Origin of the sequence: Synechococcus sp. MIT S9509, assembly GCF_047303035.1 — a bacterium.
GTDB lineage: Bacteria > Cyanobacteriota > Cyanobacteriia > PCC-6307 > Cyanobiaceae > Synechococcus_C.
Genome location: NZ_CP138940.1, coordinates 380394 through 400057 on the forward strand (window position 1 = coordinate 380394; position 19664 = coordinate 400057).

The 19664-nt window shown below is 54.0% G+C and carries 18 protein-coding genes and 1 tRNA gene; 7 read left to right on the forward strand and 12 right to left on the reverse strand.

Annotation, left to right across the window (positions count from 1 at the left end):
- Positions 1 to 22: 22 nt before the first annotated feature.
- The 5 genes from SIB73_RS02200 to SIB73_RS02220 form a co-directional block, all read right to left on the reverse strand.
- Positions 23 to 376: an acylphosphatase gene (locus tag SIB73_RS02200; protein WP_413403288.1), complete on the reverse strand. Its 354-nt coding sequence runs from the start codon at positions 374 to 376 to the stop codon at positions 23 to 25.
- A complete protein-coding gene (locus tag SIB73_RS02205; RefSeq protein ID WP_413403286.1) occupies positions 325 to 1719 on the reverse strand; it encodes a cobyrinate a,c-diamide synthase in 1395 nt (464 codons plus the stop codon). The genes SIB73_RS02200 and SIB73_RS02205 overlap by 52 nt, the downstream gene beginning before the upstream one ends.
- Positions 1720 to 1761: 42 nt before the next feature.
- Positions 1762 to 3045, reverse strand: coding sequence for a glucose-6-phosphate dehydrogenase assembly protein OpcA (locus SIB73_RS02210; protein WP_413403284.1), 1284 nt, complete (start codon positions 3043 to 3045; stop codon positions 1762 to 1764).
- Positions 3046 to 3089: 44 nt separating this feature from the next.
- On the reverse strand, positions 3090 to 4613 hold the full coding sequence (zwf, locus tag SIB73_RS02215; RefSeq protein ID WP_413403282.1) for a glucose-6-phosphate dehydrogenase: 1524 nt from the start codon (positions 4611 to 4613) through the stop codon (positions 3090 to 3092).
- Between the two features lie 154 nt (positions 4614 to 4767).
- On the reverse strand, positions 4768 to 6066 hold the full coding sequence (locus tag SIB73_RS02220; RefSeq protein ID WP_413403281.1) for an FAD-binding oxidoreductase: 1299 nt from the start codon (positions 6064 to 6066) through the stop codon (positions 4768 to 4770).
- Positions 6067 to 6225: 159 nt separating this feature from the next.
- Between SIB73_RS02220 and SIB73_RS02225 the strand changes: the two genes are divergently transcribed.
- Positions 6226 to 6753, forward strand: coding sequence for an SRPBCC family protein (locus SIB73_RS02225; RefSeq protein ID WP_413403279.1), 528 nt, complete (start codon positions 6226 to 6228; stop codon positions 6751 to 6753).
- A gap of 114 nt (positions 6754 to 6867) precedes the next feature.
- On the opposite strand, the gene SIB73_RS02230 is transcribed toward SIB73_RS02225, so the two are convergent.
- Positions 6868 to 6940 (reverse strand) — tRNA-Glu (locus SIB73_RS02230).
- Between the two features lie 41 nt (positions 6941 to 6981).
- On the reverse strand, positions 6982 to 8133 hold the full coding sequence (locus SIB73_RS02235; RefSeq protein ID WP_413406497.1) for a histidine kinase: 1152 nt from the start codon (positions 8131 to 8133) through the stop codon (positions 6982 to 6984).
- A gap of 103 nt (positions 8134 to 8236) precedes the next feature.
- Between SIB73_RS02235 and SIB73_RS02240 the strand changes: the two genes are divergently transcribed.
- From SIB73_RS02240 to SIB73_RS02255, 4 genes are all read left to right on the forward strand, one after another.
- On the forward strand, positions 8237 to 8809 hold the full coding sequence (locus SIB73_RS02240; RefSeq protein ID WP_413403278.1) for a hypothetical protein: 573 nt from the start codon (positions 8237 to 8239) through the stop codon (positions 8807 to 8809).
- 373 nt (positions 8810 to 9182) lie between these two features.
- Positions 9183 to 9551, forward strand: a complete 369-nt coding sequence (locus SIB73_RS02245) for a hypothetical protein (protein WP_413403277.1) — start codon at positions 9183 to 9185, stop codon at positions 9549 to 9551.
- A 349-nt stretch (positions 9552 to 9900) separates the two neighbouring features.
- Entirely contained in the window at positions 9901 to 12561 is a 2661-nt protein-coding gene (gene pepN, locus SIB73_RS02250) for an aminopeptidase N (RefSeq protein ID WP_413403276.1), read from the forward strand.
- A 242-nt stretch (positions 12562 to 12803) separates the two neighbouring features.
- Positions 12804 to 12962: a hypothetical protein gene (locus SIB73_RS02255; RefSeq protein WP_413403275.1), complete on the forward strand. Its 159-nt coding sequence runs from the start codon at positions 12804 to 12806 to the stop codon at positions 12960 to 12962.
- A gap of 74 nt (positions 12963 to 13036) precedes the next feature.
- Here the strand turns inward: SIB73_RS02255 and SIB73_RS02260 are convergent, their stop codons facing one another.
- Both SIB73_RS02260 and SIB73_RS02265 read right to left on the reverse strand, forming a co-directional pair.
- Positions 13037 to 13549 carry a hypothetical protein gene (locus SIB73_RS02260; protein ID WP_413403273.1) on the reverse strand — a complete coding sequence of 171 codons (513 nt, stop codon included), beginning with the start codon at positions 13547 to 13549 and terminating at the stop codon, positions 13037 to 13039.
- 80 nt (positions 13550 to 13629) lie between these two features.
- Entirely contained in the window at positions 13630 to 14136 is a 507-nt protein-coding gene (locus SIB73_RS02265) for a hypothetical protein (protein ID WP_413439696.1), read from the reverse strand.
- Between the two features lie 231 nt (positions 14137 to 14367).
- On the opposite strand from SIB73_RS02265, the gene SIB73_RS02270 reads away from it, so the two are divergent.
- Positions 14368 to 14619, forward strand: a complete 252-nt coding sequence (locus tag SIB73_RS02270; RefSeq protein ID WP_413403269.1) for a hypothetical protein — start codon at positions 14368 to 14370, stop codon at positions 14617 to 14619.
- 127 nt (positions 14620 to 14746) lie between these two features.
- On the opposite strand, the gene SIB73_RS02275 is transcribed toward SIB73_RS02270, so the two are convergent.
- Together SIB73_RS02275 and SIB73_RS02280 are read right to left on the reverse strand one after the other, a co-directional pair.
- Positions 14747 to 15841: a glycoside hydrolase family 10 protein gene (locus tag SIB73_RS02275; RefSeq protein WP_413406495.1), complete on the reverse strand. Its 1095-nt coding sequence runs from the start codon at positions 15839 to 15841 to the stop codon at positions 14747 to 14749.
- Between the two features lie 702 nt (positions 15842 to 16543).
- Positions 16544 to 17971, reverse strand: coding sequence for an amino acid permease (locus SIB73_RS02280; protein WP_413403267.1), 1428 nt, complete (start codon positions 17969 to 17971; stop codon positions 16544 to 16546).
- Positions 17972 to 18080: 109 nt separating this feature from the next.
- Here SIB73_RS02280 and SIB73_RS02285 point away from each other — a divergent pair, with 109 nt between their 5' ends.
- On the forward strand, positions 18081 to 18359 hold the full coding sequence (locus SIB73_RS02285; protein WP_413403265.1) for a hypothetical protein: 279 nt from the start codon (positions 18081 to 18083) through the stop codon (positions 18357 to 18359).
- 296 nt (positions 18360 to 18655) lie between these two features.
- Here the strand turns inward: SIB73_RS02285 and SIB73_RS02290 are convergent, their stop codons facing one another.
- Positions 18656 to 19651, reverse strand: a complete 996-nt coding sequence (locus SIB73_RS02290; protein ID WP_413406493.1) for a ribose-phosphate pyrophosphokinase — start codon at positions 19649 to 19651, stop codon at positions 18656 to 18658.
- Positions 19652 to 19664: the final 13 nt, after the last annotated feature.

A 19664-nucleotide genomic window follows, 5' to 3' on the forward strand; every position in this document is an offset into this window, starting at 1 on the left:
ACAGCAGATCGCGACAACGTTGTCAGTGTCGGATCTCGAACCAGTCGGCCCCGGTGATGGGGATCTTGCAAGGTCTCACGAGACGAACCCTCGCCTCGCTTGGACCTTGTTCACACCAGAGCCTCAGCTCATTGAGAGGCAGCTGTTCACCTTCGGCCTCCACTTCCACCCGGCCGTCATCCAAGTTGCGCACCCAGCCGCTCAGCCCCAGTTCCATCGCCCGTCTTCGACAGGCTTGGCGGAAACCCACTCCCTGCACTGTTCCCTCCACCAGAAAACGCCAGCGTTCCTGAAAAAATGCGGGGCGCAGCCGAGTGCTGCGGGTCACGAAGCGACGGCGTTCCGCCTCGCTGCGGAGCCGAGCGCGTCGCGCCATCGGCAGGGGATCATCGAGGATCCGGCCCAGTGGAGGTGGACCCAGCTTGCGTGAAGATTGGGCAGGTTCCATCCTTCGGCTCTCCGCTCAACTTTCCACCCTTCAACCTGCCACAGCGGCCCTCTGCCGCCAACGCTTTGATCCGATTCGATGTTGAGTTGCCAGCGGTGGAATTCATGACCTCTGAGTGTCTCCCCCTGATGCAACAGCAGGCTTTCTCCGTGGGCCTCCAGTGATCGGTAGCCGACCTGTAACCGTCCACGTCTGGCCTCGAAAGGGAGCAGTCCGGCCATGGCATGCAGTTGTCCCTCCAGATCGGCCAGTTTTCGGCCCAGGAGCAACATTCCTCCGCATTCGGCATAGAGAGGCTTGTGCTGGATCCATTGCTGCAGCGCTGAGAAAGTGGCCTTGCACTGACTCAGGCGCATTGCATGCAGCTCGGGAAATCCTCCGGGGAGAATCAGGCCGCATGCCTGCTGTGGTGGAGCGGAATCGCTCAGTGGACTCCAGGGCAAGACAGGCATCTCCAGCACCTCGAGACACTCCTGCATCTCGGGGTAGCGGAAGTGAAAGGCCTCGTCCTGCGCAACGGCCACCGGCAACGATTTCCGTTGTGAAGTCTCCAGCTCCGCAGACAGCACATGTCGAACCGGATCAGAGCCAGGTTTTGGTGCCTGAAGGAGAGCACGGAACACCCCCATGTCGAGGTGCTGCTCTGCCAGAGCTGCCCAGCGCCCCAGTCGCTTTTGCACAGAGCTCAGTTCATGGGCCGGAGCAAGACCCAGATGCCGGTTCGGTAGCTCCAGGCTGGGATCGCCAGGCAAGCAACCCAGGCAGTGAACTCCGATGTCCGTGAGCACCTCCTCAAGCAGCTCCCGATGCCTGGGACTGCTCACTCGATTCAGCACGACGCCAGCAAGGTTGAGGCGTGGATCGAGATCTCTGAAGCCTTGAACCAGCGCACCGAGAGAACGGGACTGACCTCCGGCATCCACCACCAGCACAACCGGAAGGCACAGGCTTATGGCCACATCGGCAGTACTCCCCTCGGAGCTGGATCCAATGCCATCGAACAGGCCCATCACGCCTTCCACCAGAGCCATCTCGCAACGCCCGCCGTAACCGTTGAAGCTGAGCTGAACCCAGTCTCTTCCGCACAGAGGCAGGTCTAGGTTTCTGCAAGACTGATTTGCCGCAAGCGAGAGCAGCTGTGGATCGAGATAATCGGGACCGACCTTGAAGGGTTGAATGCTGTGCCCAAATTGGCGGGCCCAGGCAACCAGGCAGAGGCTGAGCAGGGTTTTTCCGCTGCCGCTGGCCGGAGCAGCGATCACGCAGGCCATGGTTGGAGCGGAGCCACAGGAGAGACCCCGCTCGGCGGGGAACTAGCTGATCAGCTTGGCAGCCAGCGGGGCAGCAGCGGCCAGGAGTGGATTGGTGGAGTCGTGGCCGCCTTCCAGCTGGCGAGACACATCCGCTTCCACAGGCAAATGCTGCACGGGCACCACCTCTTCAATGAGCTCCATGCTGGCCATGCCGCCGGCCTCCAGTCGCATGCACCCACCCGACTCTGCGCAGAGGATCACGCAGATCGCAGCTTGGTTGTCAGGCTTGCAGATGAGCCGCAGCCCCACGATTTGTCCGGGATGGATGCTTGGTTGCCCCATCGGCACCGGCGACACACGCATCTGAACCTCGGTTCCGTCATGACGCTTGAAGGTGGTGCTGATGCTCTGGTCCGGGTTGTGTTGAGAGTGCCTCAGTTCCCAGCCCAGGCGGTCAGCAATCCAGGATCCAAGCAGGAGGCCCTGTACCGGATGATTCCCTTCGACATCGATGTCCAGCTGAACCACATGGCCAAGCGCATCGCGTCGATGCGGCGGATCGAAGACCATGGCAAGGGTCTGATGCCAGCTGCCGAGGCGCAGCCAGTTCAGATCGTTGACCGCCTGCCCCGCTTCAATCCTTGAGGCCAGAAGGTTGAGGCAGAAACCAGGATCACCCAGGGCGGAATCGAGAATCAGTCGTCTGGGTGAACTGGCCAGTTGCTGCAGAAGCTCAGGAGCTTCGTCCAGTGCTCCGTTCCACCACACCCAGGAGGGGAGTTCCTCAGGCAACAGCGGATCAAGGATCGCGAGGCCCTGCTGGAGCTCCGGCTTGCCACCACGCAACACCACCACATCTCCGCAGGCCACCGTTCCACCGCCTTCTTCCGGAAGCGGGCAGTAGGCAGCTACCAGGGTTTCAAGGCTCTGTTCCGGATCGAGACTGGGTGCCAGCGTGATCAGGCGGCGTGGGCGCAGGTTGCTGAGAGCTGCATCCACATGCTGGCCACGCAGGTCCTCGCTGGTATGCCCCCCATCCATGTGGCTGAGACATGTCGCCACAGCTTCTGTGAGTGGTGGCGTGCTGATGGGCAGATCGCCATCCACTACAGCCTGGCGTCCTGCGGCAATCAGCTGTGTTCTCTGCACGCCCGTGATCGGTCCATCCAGGCGCCCTGTACGCACCAGCTGCTGTTCAACCCAGGCCGGTTGCCAGACCAGCAGGCAGAACGTGTGGGCACCGACGTTGTTGGGCTGATCTCGAGACCAGAGCTGTTCGAGGTAGCCGGGTACCTCGGAGGGCGGCAGTTCGAGGGGGGTCTGAAGCGTGAGCTGGGGTGACATGGAGCAGCCGGTTGAGTGGAAGAGGATGAATCGGTCGGATCTGGTCAGGGGCGTCGCCAGAGCAGGCCATCACGGGCAAGCAGCGCATCTGATGCGGCCGGTCCCCAGGTTCTTGACTCGTAGGGGTGAATCGGCAGCTGCCAGGGGCTGTCTTCAATCAGCTCAAGAAGAGGGGTGTAGAGACGCCAGGCGGCTTCCACCTCATCACTTCGGGTGAACAGGGTGGGATCACCGAGCATGGCGTCAGCCAGCAGGCGCACATAGCCCTCATCGGAGGGTTCGCCGAACGACTCGTCGTAGGAGAACTCCATCTCCACAGGCCTGCTGCGCATCCCGGACCCTGGTGACTTCACCTCAAAACGGAATTCAGCGCCTTCATCCGGCTGAATTCTCAAGATCAGCTGATTGGCGGTTGGCCCTCCTCCCGCGGCATCAAAAAGATGGACAGGGGCTTCTCTGAAGGTGAGCACCACTTCGCTGAGGCGTTTCGGCAACCGCTTACCCGTCCGCACATAAAAAGGAACGCCCTGCCAACGCCAGTTATCGATGAAGAGTTTCATCGCCACATAGGTTTCTGTCGTGCTGTTGGGATCCACGCCATTTTCCTGGCGATAGCCGGGCAGTGGAGCGTCCTGAGTTCCCCCGGGTCCGTATTGACCGCGGATGCAGCAGTTCCATGGTTCATTCTCATCAGCCAGTCGTGCCGCCTGCAGAACCTTGGCTTTTTCACTGCGGATCGCCTCAGGATCAAAGCGCCCAGGTGTCTCCATTGCTGTGATCGCCAGCATCTGGGTCAGGTGGTTCTGCACCATGTCTCTGAGGGCTCCGGATGTCTCGTAGTAACCGGCCCGTTCCTCAACACCGACCGTTTCCGCGGCTGTGATCTGAACACTGGAGATGTAGTTCCGGTTCCAGATCGGCTCGAAAATGGTGTTGGCAAACCTCAGAACCATGATGTTCTGGACGGTTTCCTTTCCCAGATAGTGGTCAATACGGAAGATCTGATTTTCCTGCCCGCAGTTCTGAACCACCCGATTCAGGTTCTGCGCGCTTCCGTAATCTCTGCCAAAGGGTTTCTCGATCACCACGCGGCTGCGTTGCGGATCCTTCAGCAATCCAGCGTCGGCGAGTGCACGGCAACCGCTGCCGTAGAACTTCGGAGACACCGATAGATAGAACGTCCGGTTGCTGCGGGTGGCTCGCAATCTGTCGATTTCGTCGAGTCGGTGGCCAAGCTTCACCAGATCCTCAGGCTTCTGAAGATCAACCGGTTCATAGAACATGCCTGCCGAGAACTGCTCCCAGGCGGCAAGGTTCTCATTCACTGTTGTTTCCATGGCCTCCGCCATTTTCCGGCGGAATTCCTCATCACTCCATGGCCTTCGAGCACATCCCAGCAGTGCGAATTCACTGGGCAGCCGGCGCTGTTTAAACAGCTCGAACAGTGCTGGCACCAGCTTGCGATGTGTGAGGTCACCGCTTGCACCGAAGATCACCAGGCATTGGGGAGCAATCACTCGCTCCTGACGCAGGCCGACCCTCAGCGGGTTTGTCATCGTTGCGCTCATGACACCGGAAGCTCTGACGAAGGTTTAACCAGGAATCCCCGTGATGACAGTGCTCAGGAACATCCCGCCATGTTTTGTGGTCGTCTCGGGACAACCCAAACAAAAACAACCCACCATGCGGTGGGTTGTTCGTTCCGGATCCAGCTGATGGAGGTCAGTAGGTCTCGACGTGCCAGCGGTCGGCTTTTTTCAGCTGAGGACGCAGCTCTGCCCAGTCAAGGCCCTTTGAGCTTGCAGCAGCTGTCATGGCCTCATCGATGCCGGGTTCCATTCCGCGAAGTCCGCACATGTAGACATGCGTCTTTGGATCTTCGATCATTGAGAAGATTTCATCAGCGTGCTCCAGGACTCGGTCCTGGATGTACATGCGACCACCTTTGGAGTTTTTCTGCTCGCGACTGATGGCTTTCGTGTAGCGGAAGTTGTCTGGAAATTCTTCCTGATATTTCTCGAAATCGTCGTCATAGAGAAGGTTTGGAGTCTTTGGAGCACCCATGAAAAGCCACGCCTTGCCTCTGAACTTCCAACCGTTTTTGTCACGCTCGCTGGCTTCAAACATCCGGCGAAGGTAAGTGCGCATCGGGGCGATGCCGGTGCCGGTGGCAAACATGATCACATTGGCTTCCTCATCTTCAGGAAGAAGCATTTCCTTGCCTACCGGGCCTGTGATCTTGACTTTGTCTCCGGGGTTGATGTCGCAGAGATAAGTGGAGCAGACACCCTTGATCTCTTCTCCGGCCTCATTCTGATATTCGAGCTGTCGGACGCAGAGTGAAACGGTCTTGCCCGCCATGTCATCCCCATGGCGGGTGCTGGCGATTGAGTAGAGGCGGAGCTTGTGGGGTTTGCCTTTGGCATCTGTTCCCTCGGGAATGATGCCGATCGACTGGCCTTCGACGTACTCCAGATGAGGATCACCACCACTCAGGTCGAAAGTGATGTGCTGGACACGACCAATGGCGCCTTCCTGCAGAAGGCTGTAATTGTCGAGAACAGTGCCGACAAACGGCGTTTTGGGCTTGTAGAGATTGACAGGAACCGACTGGTGAGCAGGCTTTGCAGGAGCCTTGGAAGCATCCACTTTGGTTACAGGCTTGGTGGGGGCTTTGGCTGCGGCTGTTTTGGAAGCAGGCTTTGCGGCGTTCGGCTTTTCAGCCTTTTCGGCAGACCCTTTCGAGGCGGATGCCTTTGCAGGGGAAGCCTTGCCAGCAGCAGCTTTAGCGGATGTAGCTTTTGTAGCCTGCGCACCAGCCTGGATCGGCTCAATGTTTGGAATCACAGACTGAATCCGGCCGCCCCTGCCATTGATGGTCTGGACTGTGGTTTGCAGGCGGTCGTAGGCAACGGTGATTCGCTCTTCGGATCGAACATGTTTGCCGGCCTGCGGCCAGACAACGACCAGCGTGAACATCCGTTCGTCGTAGCTGCTGGTTCCCGCCGAGCTGACACGCATGGAATGTCGGTTCCCTTGAAAGACGGCGCGATCATAGTCGTGTCATCAACTTCAAGCCCAGAGCGTTTTCAACCTCACAGCAGATTGCTGTCTGGCCTTGAGTCTGACTTTCATTAGGATTCTCTTGTTACGTTCTTCAGGTTGAACTTCGCCGACTCCTTGACGATTCTTCAGCGAGGAACCAGAGGTCGTCAGCAGACGATTGAACAAACTGTTGAGCGTCTGCCCCAGGGTGTGCGTCGGCTAGCGGTTCAGTTACGCACCGATCAGTCTCTTGACCACCTTTGGCAGGTCATCACTGACTACGAGAAGCTCAGCACATTCATTCCCAATCTCAGCAGCAGCAAACTGATTGAGCGATCGGGGAATCGAGTCACACTCGCTCAAGTCGGTAGTCAGCAACTGGTGTTGGGCCTCAAATTTTCAGCAGAAGTGCAGCTGGAACTCACAGAGCACCGTCCCGAGGGATTGCTTCAGTTCAAAATGTTGAAAGGTGACTTTCGTCGTTTCGAAGGTGCCTGGCGTCTGCAGTCCGTTCCTGATCAAACCCTTCTGCTTTACGAACTCACAGTTCAGGGATGTGTTGGCATGCCCGTTGCATTGATCGAGCAACGTTTGCGTCAGGATCTCAATGACAATCTTCTTGCAGTTGAACAAGAAACCATTCGACGATTCGCTGAACCCTGAAAGGTTCTATTCATGAACTTTCCAGTGCCTTAATCAGCTTTTCAGGTGGTGATCAATTGTCATAAAAAAACATCCCTTCGAAGGATGTATTTCTGATCGAAGTTAACCGATTAATACCCCCAAGGGGATTCGAACCCCTGTCGCCTCCGTGAAAGGGAGGTGTCCTAGGCCTCTAGACGATGGGGGCGAGGCCGTGCTCGATGGTGTTCTCCTGAGCACCAAATGAAATTACGGTTCCGACTGACCCTCCGTCAAGGTTGCGGTCAACTTCTCCTGTTCCTGTCCCTGCCAGACCGGCACATTGAAGGTAAAGCAGGCTCCTTTGCCTGGCTCTGATACAACCCAGATGCGTCCACCATGAACTTCCACGATTCGTCTGCAGACGGAGAGTCCAACTCCGAACCCTGATGTTCCTCCTGACGTTTGAGGTAGTCGCACACGATCCAGGAAAATGCGTTGCTGTTCAGCCTCAGGAATTCCTGGACCACTGTCACTGACGCTCACCTGCACCCACTGGCTGGTGCGATGCATCATGGCGAGTGAAATCGTGCCGCCATCCTGTGTGTACTTGAGCGCGTTTTCCAAAAGATTGAGCAGAACCTGTCGCATGCGCCGCTGGTCGGCGAAGACGAGCGGCAGATCGGCTGGGATATCTGTGTGGATGGTCACATCCCTGCCGAGCCAAAGCTTCTCGAGTTCAAGGATTGCTTCTGCGGCAATGCTGGCCAGGTCAAGTCGCTGGGGGTTGAAGAGAGCCTCCCAGCGTGTGCTTCCCACTTCAAGCAGATCCTTGGAGAGAAGTGCGATCTCGTCGAGACGTCGTTTCAGCACATCGCGGAAACGGTTGAGATCAATCTGGCCAAGTTGCTGACTCTGCAGTGCCAGTGTCGCTGCCGTAAGAGGTGTGCGGAGTTCGTGGGCCACCATCCTCAACAGCCGTTCCTGAGATTGCAGCCGATCGATCAGTGTTTCATTTTCCTGCCTCAGAACCAGCAGCTGGTCCTCGAGTTGAAGCTCGCGCTGCGTTCGGCTTCCGTCCAGTTCCGTGGGCTTCAGGCTCAAGCCCAGTCCACTGACGACTTCGTCCTGTTGCCAGCGGGGTATCCAGCCACGCAGCTGCTGAAAAATGCTGCTGCCTGCAAACACCTGCTTCGGCATGGGCTGCAGCTTGACCAGTGCAGGCGTGACAACCAAGCGATGGAGTTCCAGCAGTTCCGGGTGCTCGACAGGATCAGCCACCTGGAGTGTCACGTCAAAGCCGCAGTCTTCCTGTTCCAGAAACTGGATCAGCGAACGCAGGTCACCACTGGAGAGATGGTGACGACCTGCGACCAAGAGCAGAGTCAGCTGTTGACGTGGTGTGGGATCAATCCCGCCCACCAGGTGTTGCTCCAAAAGATGAGCCTTACCTTATGGGTTTTTGCAAAGCTCAGCAGAACCGCTAAGAAGATTTTGAACAGACTGTTGTCAGTCAGGACTTTGCATGGCCCTTCTACCTGTTGAACGCCGTGGCGCACCTCCTCCTGATGGAGAGTCCCCGGCCTCACAGCGGGTCTATCTCGACAGTAATCTCAGACGTTGGTTTGCTCGAAACCTCGGCCTTTGGCGTTCCCGTCGTCAATACGTTTTTAAAAACGAGGAGGTGCTGTTTCTGGACATGATGATTCGGGTCGAGATTTTCGCTGAATCACGGGTGGGCAAGCCGCATTACCGCATGAGCTGGTGGCCTGAACATGAAACAGATTTTTTTGAACGCAAACCGCGCTATCAGCGCGAAGGTGTGATGGAAGCAACTCTGATGGGCCACCAGTTGCTGCGCAGTCGTGCCTATCTCGAGGAAGTGGAATCGCGAACCCGGATTCGTCAGGTGGATGAGCATGAGGTGGTGTTCGAATCGCACTATCTCGACTGGGATGTTCAGGAATACACTCGACTGATCGACCAGGATCGCTTTCGCTCGCGCGCGATCTACAGCTGGCAGAAAGGTGAGCTGGAAATCGTGGAACATCACCATGAAACCCGTCTTGAGGATGCTTCAGCTCCGATTGATCCCTGATCTCAATGGTCACCGGACACTGTGGATGCCTTGATGAAGAGTCGCTGTTCACTTGCAGCGTCCTGTCATCCGATGCACTCCAGACGCCTTTTGAGCATCAGCCATGGATCAGTGCCAGATCGCATTCTGGAAACTTGAATCGATGACATTTTGCGATTCTCACAATCTCATTTGTTCTGTGCCAGGTGTCTGTAGACCGCAGGGCTGAGAATTTAAAAGGTTCAGCTGTTGGTCAGGAATGGATCCTGTCGCAACAAATTCCTAGCCATTTTTCGCTGGTATGAGGCAGCATGGTGCCGCTCCCTTAAGTCAGTCAGTGCCTACTTCCCGTCTCAGTCTTCAGAAGGCGATCAGAACTGGTCTGCTCCTCGCAGTGCTGCCTCTCAATATTTCCACTGCATTCGCTCAAGGGGCAGGTGGAGCGACAAGCCCCGCCACAGCGGTTGAAATCGAGCGGATGGTGTCGATCGCCTCGATCAACATGTGCATTTTGTCTAAAAGCAAGGTTCCATTCATGACTGCAATGCAGGCAAACATGGTTCCAATGGTGAGTTACATCAAGGAAGTCAATGGTTCCAAGATTTCTGGAGTCAAAGACGGGCAGGCTTTGACATCTGAGGAGGTTGCCAATGGTCTGGCGATGCAATTATTGCCAGTTGTGGGTGTTCGCTGCGGCAAGGACTTGCCCCAGGATTATAAAAAAGAAGTGACCAAAGCGGAAAAGTTGCTGAAAGGCCAGTAAAAATTTAGCTAGTAATTCACCTGATTCGCTTCAAGAATTTGTTGCGTACCAGGTGAATTTTCTTCTGTATGCAAAGTCTGTCGATTAATTTGCAATTTAAATGCAATCAAGTCTGCGTAGTTAAATTGTTTGTCGTCAGCCTTTAGTCTTTTGCAGGTCCGCCAGGAATCACGCAAAAAGCAATCGTTTTGTCGACTGCAATAACATCTTTAAATCAATGACTGGTGGTTTGAAGACGTTCCAATGCTCGCTTTGATGCGACACGAGACTCGTGATTCCAGATGTTTGTGCTTGTTTTTCCCTCACAAGCTGGTTTAGCAAGTCAGGATGAGTGGAGCGACAGCAGCCCATGGTTTCCACCGCATCTCCTGAGTCAAGCGTCGCCTGGGCAGGGGTCGCACCTCCCAAGCGCTTGTGTGACTACCAGCCGTTTCCTTTTCTTATTCCTAGGGTTCAGCTGAATGTGGTGGTGGATCAGCCTGATTCAGTTCAGGTGACTGCTGATCTGCAACTGGAACCTGTTGATCGAGAAGCCTCCATTCCACTGGTCTTGCGCGGAGTTGATCTTGAGTTGATCTCAATCACTCTTGATGGGCAGGCACTGGAGACCGGCTCTTATCGATTGGATGAGGATCTGCTGGAAATCTTTGAACCGCCGACCCAGCCCTTCACGCTGAGAACTGTCAGTCGTCTTGATCCTCAGGCCAACACTTCACTTGAAGGTTTGTATGAAAGCGGCGGAATGCTCACCACTCAATGCGAGGCGGAGGGTTTTCGACGCATCACCTTTCATCCTGACCGTCCTGATGTTCTGAGTCGTTATCGGGTACGCATTGAGGCTGATCGACAACGTTTCCCCGTGCTGCTCTCGAATGGTAATGAGGTCAGTGCATCAGTTCTGGCTGACGATGCCTCTCGTCATGAGGTTGTCTGGGAAGACCCCTTCCCCAAGCCCTCTTATCTGTTTGCGCTTGTGGCTGGCGATCTGCGTGAGATCAGGGACCGTTACGTGACCGCCACCGGACGGGAGGTGACTCTCCGTTTACACGTGGAAGCTGGTGATGAGCCCTTCACCGCCCATGCCATGGAGTCTTTGAAGCGTTCCATGGAATGGGATGAATCCGTTTATGGACTTGAGTACGACCTTGATGAGTTCAATACCGTCGCCGTACGTCATTTCAACATGGGTGCAATGGAGAATAAAAGTCTTAATATTTTTAATTCAAAACTGGTTTTAGCCGATGCTGAATCCGCAACGGATGGAGAATTAGAACGGATTGAAAGTGTTGTTGGACACGAGTATTTTCATAACTGGTCCGGCAACCGAATCACCTGTCGTGATTGGTTTCAGTTGTCGCTGAAAGAAGGGCTCACGGTGTTTCGCGATCAGTGCTTCACAGCCGATCTTCATTCCGAGCCTCTGAAGCGTATCGAAGATGCAGCGATGCTTCGTAATACGCAGTTCCGTGAAGATGCTGGCCCAACAGCTCATCCGGTGAAGCCTGATTCCTATCAGGCCATTGATAACTTTTACACAACAACGATTTATGAAAAGGGCGCGGAACTGATACGCATGTTGAGGACGCTGCTGGGGTCTGAACGTTTCATGCGGGGCATGAGCGTTTTTTTCAAGCGGCATGACGGAGAAGCTGCAACAACGGAGGATTTCGTTGCGGCGGTTGTGGATGGTGCAGGAGCGGATGGTCTGCCCCTCGGATTTGATGTCGAGCAATTCCGACGTTGGTATCACCAGGCGGGAACACCTCATGTGTCGGTGAAGACTCACTGGGATGCAAGTGACGGTCGTCTGAGCCTGACGCTGCAGCAGTCCACGGCTCCCACCCCCGGGCAGGAGAGCAAGCAAGCGCTTGTGATTCCAGTGCTCTGGTCGGTCCTGCAACCCGATGGAGGTGCCGGGGAAGAGCGTCTGATGGTGCTTGATCAGGACGAAGCAACTGTTGTGTTGGAAGGGTTGCCTCCTGCTGCGCAGCCACCGGTTGTTTCAGTCTTCCGTCGTTTTTCAGCTCCGGTGACCTGGGATGCAGGCCAAACCACGGACGATCTGTTCGTGCTGTTTGCCAGAGACGATGATGCTTTTGCGCGCTGGGATGCCGGTCAGCAACTCTGGAAGCAACTGATCCTTCACCGCGCTGAGGGAACTCCTGAATCAGGGCTGGAGTCAAGGATGCTTGATTCACTTCGCCAGCTGCTTTCTGACAACGGCGAACAGGATCCATCGGTGCTGGCAACGCTTCTGGCTTTTCCTGGCCTCGCCGAGCTTGAGTCACTGCAGAGAGAAGCCGACCCTCCTGCGCTTGAGCGGGCACTCTGTGAACTGAGAGAGAGCTTCGGACATCAGCTGGCTACGATGTTGATGTCGAGACTTGCTGGAGTCGCGAAGGGTCTTGGCCACTCCTGGCCTGAAGGCCAGGGCGAGCGACAGCTCACCGGTCTGGTCTGGAGTTGGCTTGCCGCTGCCGGAGACCCCAAGGCCCTCTCCGACGCCGCTCAGGCAGTTCATGGCCCTTCGATGACTTTGGCTCGTGCCGGACTGCGGGCATTGCAGCCCATCGACTGTGTCGAGCGCGACCAGGCTTTGAACTCGTTTCACGATCGATGGCAGGAGCGTCCAGTGATTTTCGATACCTGGTTTTCGCTGGAAGCATCAACACCGCGGTCTGATTCTCTTGAGAGGATTGCCTCTCTCTTGAGACATCCTCGCTATGACCCGATGGCACCCAATTCCGTTCGTGCCGTGCTTGGCGGATTAGCGAGCAATCCCCGTGTATTTCATGCTCTCGATGGAAGCGGATATCAATTCATGGCCGAACAGATCATTGCTGTGGATCAGCGCAATGCCATCACAGCGTCTCGTCTGGCCAAGGTGTTCAGTCGTTGGCGCACCTATGGCAGTGAACGTCAGGCTGCTGTGAAGCTGGCATTGTCAAGATTGGCCGCTGCCGATCTGTCAACGAACACCCGTGAGGTGGTGACGTTGATGGACGCATGAGCTGCTGTTTCAAAGTTGGATGAGATCAATGTTTCGTTCTCGCAGCGCGACTCCTAAAACCCTTGAATTGCTCACACGAAATCTTTTTTGATCCTTCAGGAACTACAGCACGCTGAATGCTCAGTAGCAATCATCACCCGGCGGAGTCTTTCCGGTTTTCTCCTGTTAACGCGTTACGCCCTGTGAAACTCAATTGACTGTGGAGTGAGGCTCTTTAGTTTGCAATCAATCGTAATAGGGGTATGGGCAGCGAAACTCTTGAGCATCTCTTCAAGAAAGACATTCACGAAGACACCTGGGACTGGTGGAATGCTCAGCTCTTCTTTTTGAGGCAGGATCAAGATTTTCATGAAGCTGAAGCTGTTTTTAAAGAGTTCAGTCCATATAGAAGTGAGCTTTAGAGCTGTGATTTTTGCTGTTTTTATTGTGGAAATTTACTGCTGATGGTGCAGCTGCTTTGGTTAATTCGTGATCATTAAGACAGCAAGGATGTGATGTCACTTTCAAATGTGAGAATGCTGTGGCTTTGACCTTTTTTCCCCGGTAATAATGCAATTGCGCTCACGGCCTTTGGGAAGGCAGCCTGACTTCTGGAGACAAATGAACAGAGATCATCGGCAGACCAGAGGCCTTTGATTCCGTTTCGACGTTCCTCGATCAACCGTTCGTAAGCCTCGTTGAATCGTGCAGCGCGTTCCTCGTCGCCATTGAGCATCATTGCGAAGGCCACTTCGGGGCTTTTTTCTGTGGCGATCCGAAGCCACTCCTTGACTTCGGGGCTGTCGATGGCTGCCGAGGTCGGCACCAGGTTGCCGATGCTGCCAACACCGATCACCTCCGCTTTGATTTGATCCGTACGACCGTCGATAACGACGCAAGGACAGGAGAAGCTCCAGGTGCTGACAGCATTCAGTTGCATAGCCGCTTCCACGAATGTGTGTCGGCACTCAGAAACCAATACGTCCAGACGAGCTCGATTCGATGTCATGCGTGTTCTTGGCCAGGTCCCAGTCGGACTAACTCGTTCATTCTGTCGGAAGACAATTCAATGTTGTGGATACACCTGTTTCAGGAGAGCCAGTCGGAGTCAATGGAAAAAGTGAGAACTCCGTGATCTTCTGTCTCGTTTCCCTCGGTGATAGCCACGCAGGCAATCTCTCCTTTTTCAAAACATTGCCTGGATTTAACTGCGAATTTCGCTGCATCGGTATACGACCAAACAGCGTTTCCATGATGACGATATTCGTCGGTATAACGATCCCAAAGGATGGAGAACCGTGTTGCAACTGGCCCGCTCATGAATTCAGCGAGGGCTTTTTCGCCTCCGATCTCCCGATGACGTCTGAGAAACGTGCGAATCAGTGGATCGTCGATCACATTGCTTGTTGTGATCGTTCCAGTGAGGCCTCGCACTGAAGTTTTCAGGACTCGCATGGGGCGCTCTCTGGCATCAACGACAATCAAAGGGCACTGCAGATCCCAGGCAGCTCGGTTGCGCAGTTCTCTTGCAGCATCGGACATCTCTTCGCGAAGTTCTCTGATGAGTTGTCTCACGATGAGGTTTGGATCCTTCATGTATTGAGAGTAAAACTTTTCTGGATCTGAAGGTGCGATTCAATCCACTCAGTCTGGAATGCTTCGAAGCAATCGGATCTGAGGTATGGATCTGCACCTGTGAAGAGAAGTCAAGCCATGCTCAATACAGTGATTCAGTCAAGCTGAACCCTTCATTGCTGTGTACGGCGTGAATAGGCAATGGAGTTGCCCAGGGCACACTCCATTGCCTGAAGAGCTCAAGTTCTGCTGATGACTCACGCCCCACGACCGTTCTATGATGACTTGATTAATCATGTGCAAGTGGCAAAACTCGGTCGTATTCAGTTAAAACAGATTCAGCAACTCAATGCTTCCGAAGGTTTTTTCCTGATTCGCAAGCATAAAGAGCTCCTTAATCTGATGATGAGAATGTTCCAACTCGACACTTACAGCTTGACCTGGATTCAGTTCTTCAAAGGGGTTGGAATCGGTGCTGTCGCTGTGTGGTTTTTGATGCGTTGAGCACTCAGTGTACATTTTGTGCTTCTGAGATATAGATTTTTCCTGTTAAATTTGATGCTTGAGTTGGCTTGATCGACCTTTAATGAGTTGGTTTTATTATGAATTTTGGATTATTTCTGCGTCTCTATCAATTATTATTTGTACCCAGTTTTTGCAGGGCTTTTTTTCTGAATGCAGCACCTTCCTTGCCGGAATGTTCTCCCCACAATCCTTCCCAGTAGAAGTAAATCACTCCATAGCCCTGCTCATTGCTGAGTCTTGTCTTTTCTGCAAGAACAGGAATGGGTGTGGTTCTCTTCCCGAAACCAGCAAGAACTCCGATCTGTACTGGCAATCCCCATTGACGCGCTTTGCGTAATGCGGGCTGATTGAGATCCTTGGCAAACCCCTTGAGTGAATAGGCATAGTTCTGCACGACAAGATCATCGATCAGCTCTCCCACCGCCCACAGTTCCCAGTCCTGCAGCCAGTGGTTGTACGCAAACCGAAACGGCCCCGGTGAAAGACTGATTCGTTTCGGCAGTGATTCTTTCTCGAGGCGTTCCCGCAATTCCCTTAATAAACCAGTCAGTTGTCGCCGTCTCCAGGTCATCCAGTAACGATTGGTGTGATCCTTGGGAGGTGGTGCGCCTGTTTCATTTTCGTATAAAGCACTGGTGTAACGGTCGTATCCGAGTTTCACAGGCCATGCGAAGTGGTCATCAAGTTGAAGACCATCCATCCTGCAGCGTTTCATCACCTCCACCACCAAACCGACGAAACGTTCACGCACTTCTGGATGAGCCGGGTTGAGCCAGACCATTTTTTTGCCATGCATCGTCATGACGGTGTTTCCGTCTGCATGAGCTAACACCCATTCAGGGTTCTGACTCACGATGGTCGAATCAGAAGGCTCCATCAGGCCGTACTCAAACCATGGAATGACTTTCATCCCTCGCTTGCGGGCTTGCTGACTCAGGGTGCAGATGGGATCAAGTTGGGTCCCTGCTTTTTTCAATGCCGGTTCAACCGGCGCGAAGCGACTGCGATGAAAGGTGGTGCCGCGGCTCCATACATTGGGATAGATGGCGTTGAATCCTGCGGCTTTGAGTTCATCCATGGCTCGGATGAGGGCCTGACGGTCGTAGTAAAGACCGCTCGGACTGTTGGTCAACCAGACCCCCAGCGTTCGTCTTGGCTGCGCGCTGGGAAGCTGTGCTGATGCCGGCACTGCTGCACACAGGCACAGCAACCAAGCCGCCACCCCTGCAGCATTTCGGCGACGTTGCTGCTGAACTCGGGTCAATGAGTCAACGGAACAATGATTGTCAACCCTCTTCATCTCAGGACGTTTTCGATCGGACGAGGGGGTTCATGGTCAGTGTTCTAGCTCGCTGAGGAGCCTCCGAAAACGTTGCAAACCCTCGCACTGGATGGATGCTTCCGCTACGAATTTGTTTGGGACTGTCTTCTTCTTCACTTGCGGGTTGGCTGACAGGGATGACAGTTCTCTTCGCCAGAGCATCGTTGCGCATGTGTTGAGTGTGCGGCGATCGATAACGCCAAGCACTTTTTTGCGCGAGTGTTTGAGAAGCAAAGAGAACAGGGATTCAGCATATGGATCCAGGCCTCGGATGAGGTGTGATGGAAGTCTGAGGTTGCTTGTGGAGATCAGATGCCGCATTCGTTCAATGCCACAGATATGATCTGACAGCGAGATACCAGTCACCATTTTTATCGTTGCTTTGACTTCATTGAAAGTTATCGATGGATTTCAATTCGATAAATGCTTGCTTGCTGTTTGCAGAGATTGATGGGATTAACCTCTTTCAAGTGCATGAATTGTGTTTGAATGTCAAGATGAATTTTGAAGGGGTCAATACTTCGATATTGGCTGGCTTGAAGCGTAAAAATCGGGGAGTAGCTGAGTCGGTATTGGTGTTGCTTACTCTTGATGTGCATGTCGACTCTGCCTCCTGAAGCCTATCAGGTGCGGAGATGCTATTGCCACTGATAATCCTGCGGCTAAAAACAAAATGAAGGATTGAGAATTGATTCCGGAACTCTCAAGTTGGTCAGGGGGAAAGAAGCCAAGGATGATTGCAAAAAGTGAACCAAGGCCTCCTATGATGCAAGTGCTCCACAGGCCAAATTTACCTCCGGGGATGCGAAATCTGCCTGAATGATTTGGATGTTTTTGCCTTAGTCTCAAGGCGGCAAGGAACATCATCACGTACATGCAAAGATACATCTGAATGGTCAGAACGCTAATCATGAAATAGGCCGAAGCGACTGTTGGTTGTAATAGAAATGCCAAGCAGATGATTGAGACAACTGCACTTTGAATCAGCAGGATATGAGTTGGCACGTTGTTCTGGTTCACTTTCAGCAGAGTTGGCGGCAAAGCGCCGTCTTCAGTTGAAGCCAGCATGCCTTTGCTGGGTCCAACGATCCAGGCATTGACGCTTCCGAAAACACCCAATGCCATCCCAAGTGCAAACAGCCGAGCCCACCCGTCAAGTTTGTAGCGACTCAGCATGTGCTTGAGCGCTTTGATCACTCCACTTTGCAGTTCGTATTCGCCTGGAGCCAGAGCTGTTGCAATTGAAAGAGCACCAAGAATAAAAATAGTCAATATGATCATCGCCGCAAGCATGATTCCTAGCGGAAAGTTTCTGCCTGGTGATTTGACTTCGCGCGCGTGGGCGGCGGTCATTTCCATCCCGGCAAAAGCAAGCCAGACACTGACTGCAAAAGTGATATTGGAAAACTTGCTGATATCTGGAATGACCTGGTTGCCATTCTCTAGCAATCGTGATGGATAGCCTGTCGCCAGCCCAACTCCTGCCAAGATGATCAGTGTTATGCCAGGAATAAATACACCAGAGAAAGCACCGAGGGCGCTTAATTTTGCTGAACCTGAGAGGCCTCGGAAGTTAAAAAGAACTGCAGCCCAATAAGTAGTGAGAACGATGCTGACAATAAAGGTTTTGTTATTGGCCAGTGCTTCGGAATCTCCAGGCGCGATGGCATAGGCCAGTGATGCGGCTCCAAAGGTGAGTACAACTGGAAACCAGCAAAGGTTCTGAAACCATTGCAGAAAAACGGCAACAAAGCCCCAGCGTTTTCCAAAAGCTTCTCTTACCCAGATATAGACGCCTCCCCGTTCGGGCCACGCTGTTGCCAACTCCGCTGCTACCAAAGAGACCGGCACGAAAAAGACGAGCGCGGCTAACACATAGAAAAAAATGGCCCCAACGCCATAGCTTGCCATCTGTGGGAGATCGCGAAGACTGGCGATGGCAACGATATTGATCATTGCAAGGCCAAACAGGCCAAGCACTCTTGGTGCTGCAACTTGATCACTGATCATGACCTGAATGATTAATCAGAGTTGGCTGTTTTGTTGTTTGCTTGAGAACTCATGAGAATTCATGAGTTCTCAAAAGCTAGCCATGTAGATCAGGCTGAACTCTTCAGCGATGGGAAATTCCGAACTGGTGTTGAAGTCGCTGACTGGTTGGGTTGTCACTGCATTGTTGTGCCCCTTGATGCCCGTGCAGGTCTGGCCCTGCCTTGAAGCTTCAGAGCTTTCTCTCATTTTTCTCGGTAGTTCAGTGCATGAACCAGTTGTCAGGGACGATGTGTTTGTGTTCCAGCGGTTGATTTCACAGTTGGATTGTTCATGCAATGACGGCAGCAATGACGTCAGTGGAGGCGTACCTCCTTTCAGCGATAGAGATAAAAAGAAAACATTGTGAATGAGATCCTTATCGCTGCTTCCTGAATTTCTTCTTCGCTGTTGTCAAAGTCTGATGCTTCTTCAAAGACACCGGCTTTCGGTCTCTCTGAACGGATCGCTCGGTGGCCATTCGCTCGTTTCTGGTCTCCATGCTCCTGATGCATGGAGGATCAATGGCCAGGGTCAGGCTCTGACAGCTCCTGCTTGGTCTGAGCTGGATCGGATGTTTGGGTCGACCCAGATCGGTGATTTTCAATCAGCGTTGTCGACCGTCGAACCTCCGTGACTGAATATCTCAGGTCTGCTGAAGTTGCCCTAGCGGAACATCGAACTGACGGAGCTCTCTTCATGAATGCGCCAGATCGCTTCTCCCAGCATGTTCGCGACCGACAGCACCTGCAGCTGCGGGAACATGCGGTCTGAAGGAATTGGAATGGAGTTGGTCACGACCACCTGCTCAAACAGACCATCCACCGAGAGACGCTCCGCCGCCGGGGGAGAGAACACGGCATGCGTGGCGCAGGCGATCACCCGTTTCGCACCCTTTTCACGCAAGAGACGAGCACCGGCACAGATTGTGCCGCCGGTGTCGATCATGTCGTCGATCAATACGGCGGTCCGATCGTGCACATCACCAATCACAGTGAGGCTTTCAGCCATGTTGTGACCTGTACGCCGCTTGTCGATGATGGCCAGAGGCGCATCATTCATCTGTTTGGCAAAGGCTCTGGCCCTGGCGACGCCTCCCACATCGGGTGACACCACGACCACTTCTCCAAGATCCTGGTCGGACAGGTAATCAACAAGCACTGGTGAGCCGTAGATGTGATCACAGGGAATGTCGAAGTAACCCTGGATCTGAGCGGAGTGGAGATCCATCGCCAGAACCCGATCAACGCCGGAGGTCACCAGCAGATTGGCGGTCAGTTTCGCGGTGATCGATTCACGCCCTGCTGTTTTTCGGTCCGCGCGGGCATAGCCGTAGTACGGAACAACAGCAGTGACCTGACGGGCGGAGGCGCGTCGACAGGCATCCACCATGATCAGCAGCTCCATCAGGTGATCATTCACCGGGGCGCAGGTGGGCTGGATCAGAAAAACGTCGCAGCCACGGATGGACTCCTGAATCTGAACATAAAGCTCTCCGTCAGCGAAGCGTTTGCAGACTCTTGGGCCATCGGGCACGCCCAGGTAGGCGGCGATTTCGCGGGAGAGCGCAGGATTTGACGTTCCTGTGAAAAGTCGTAGACGCCGGGTATCGTGCTGAATCTTTTCCTGTTCGGCGCGGGCTGCAGTCAGGAATCCGGTCACGATGCCCGCGAAC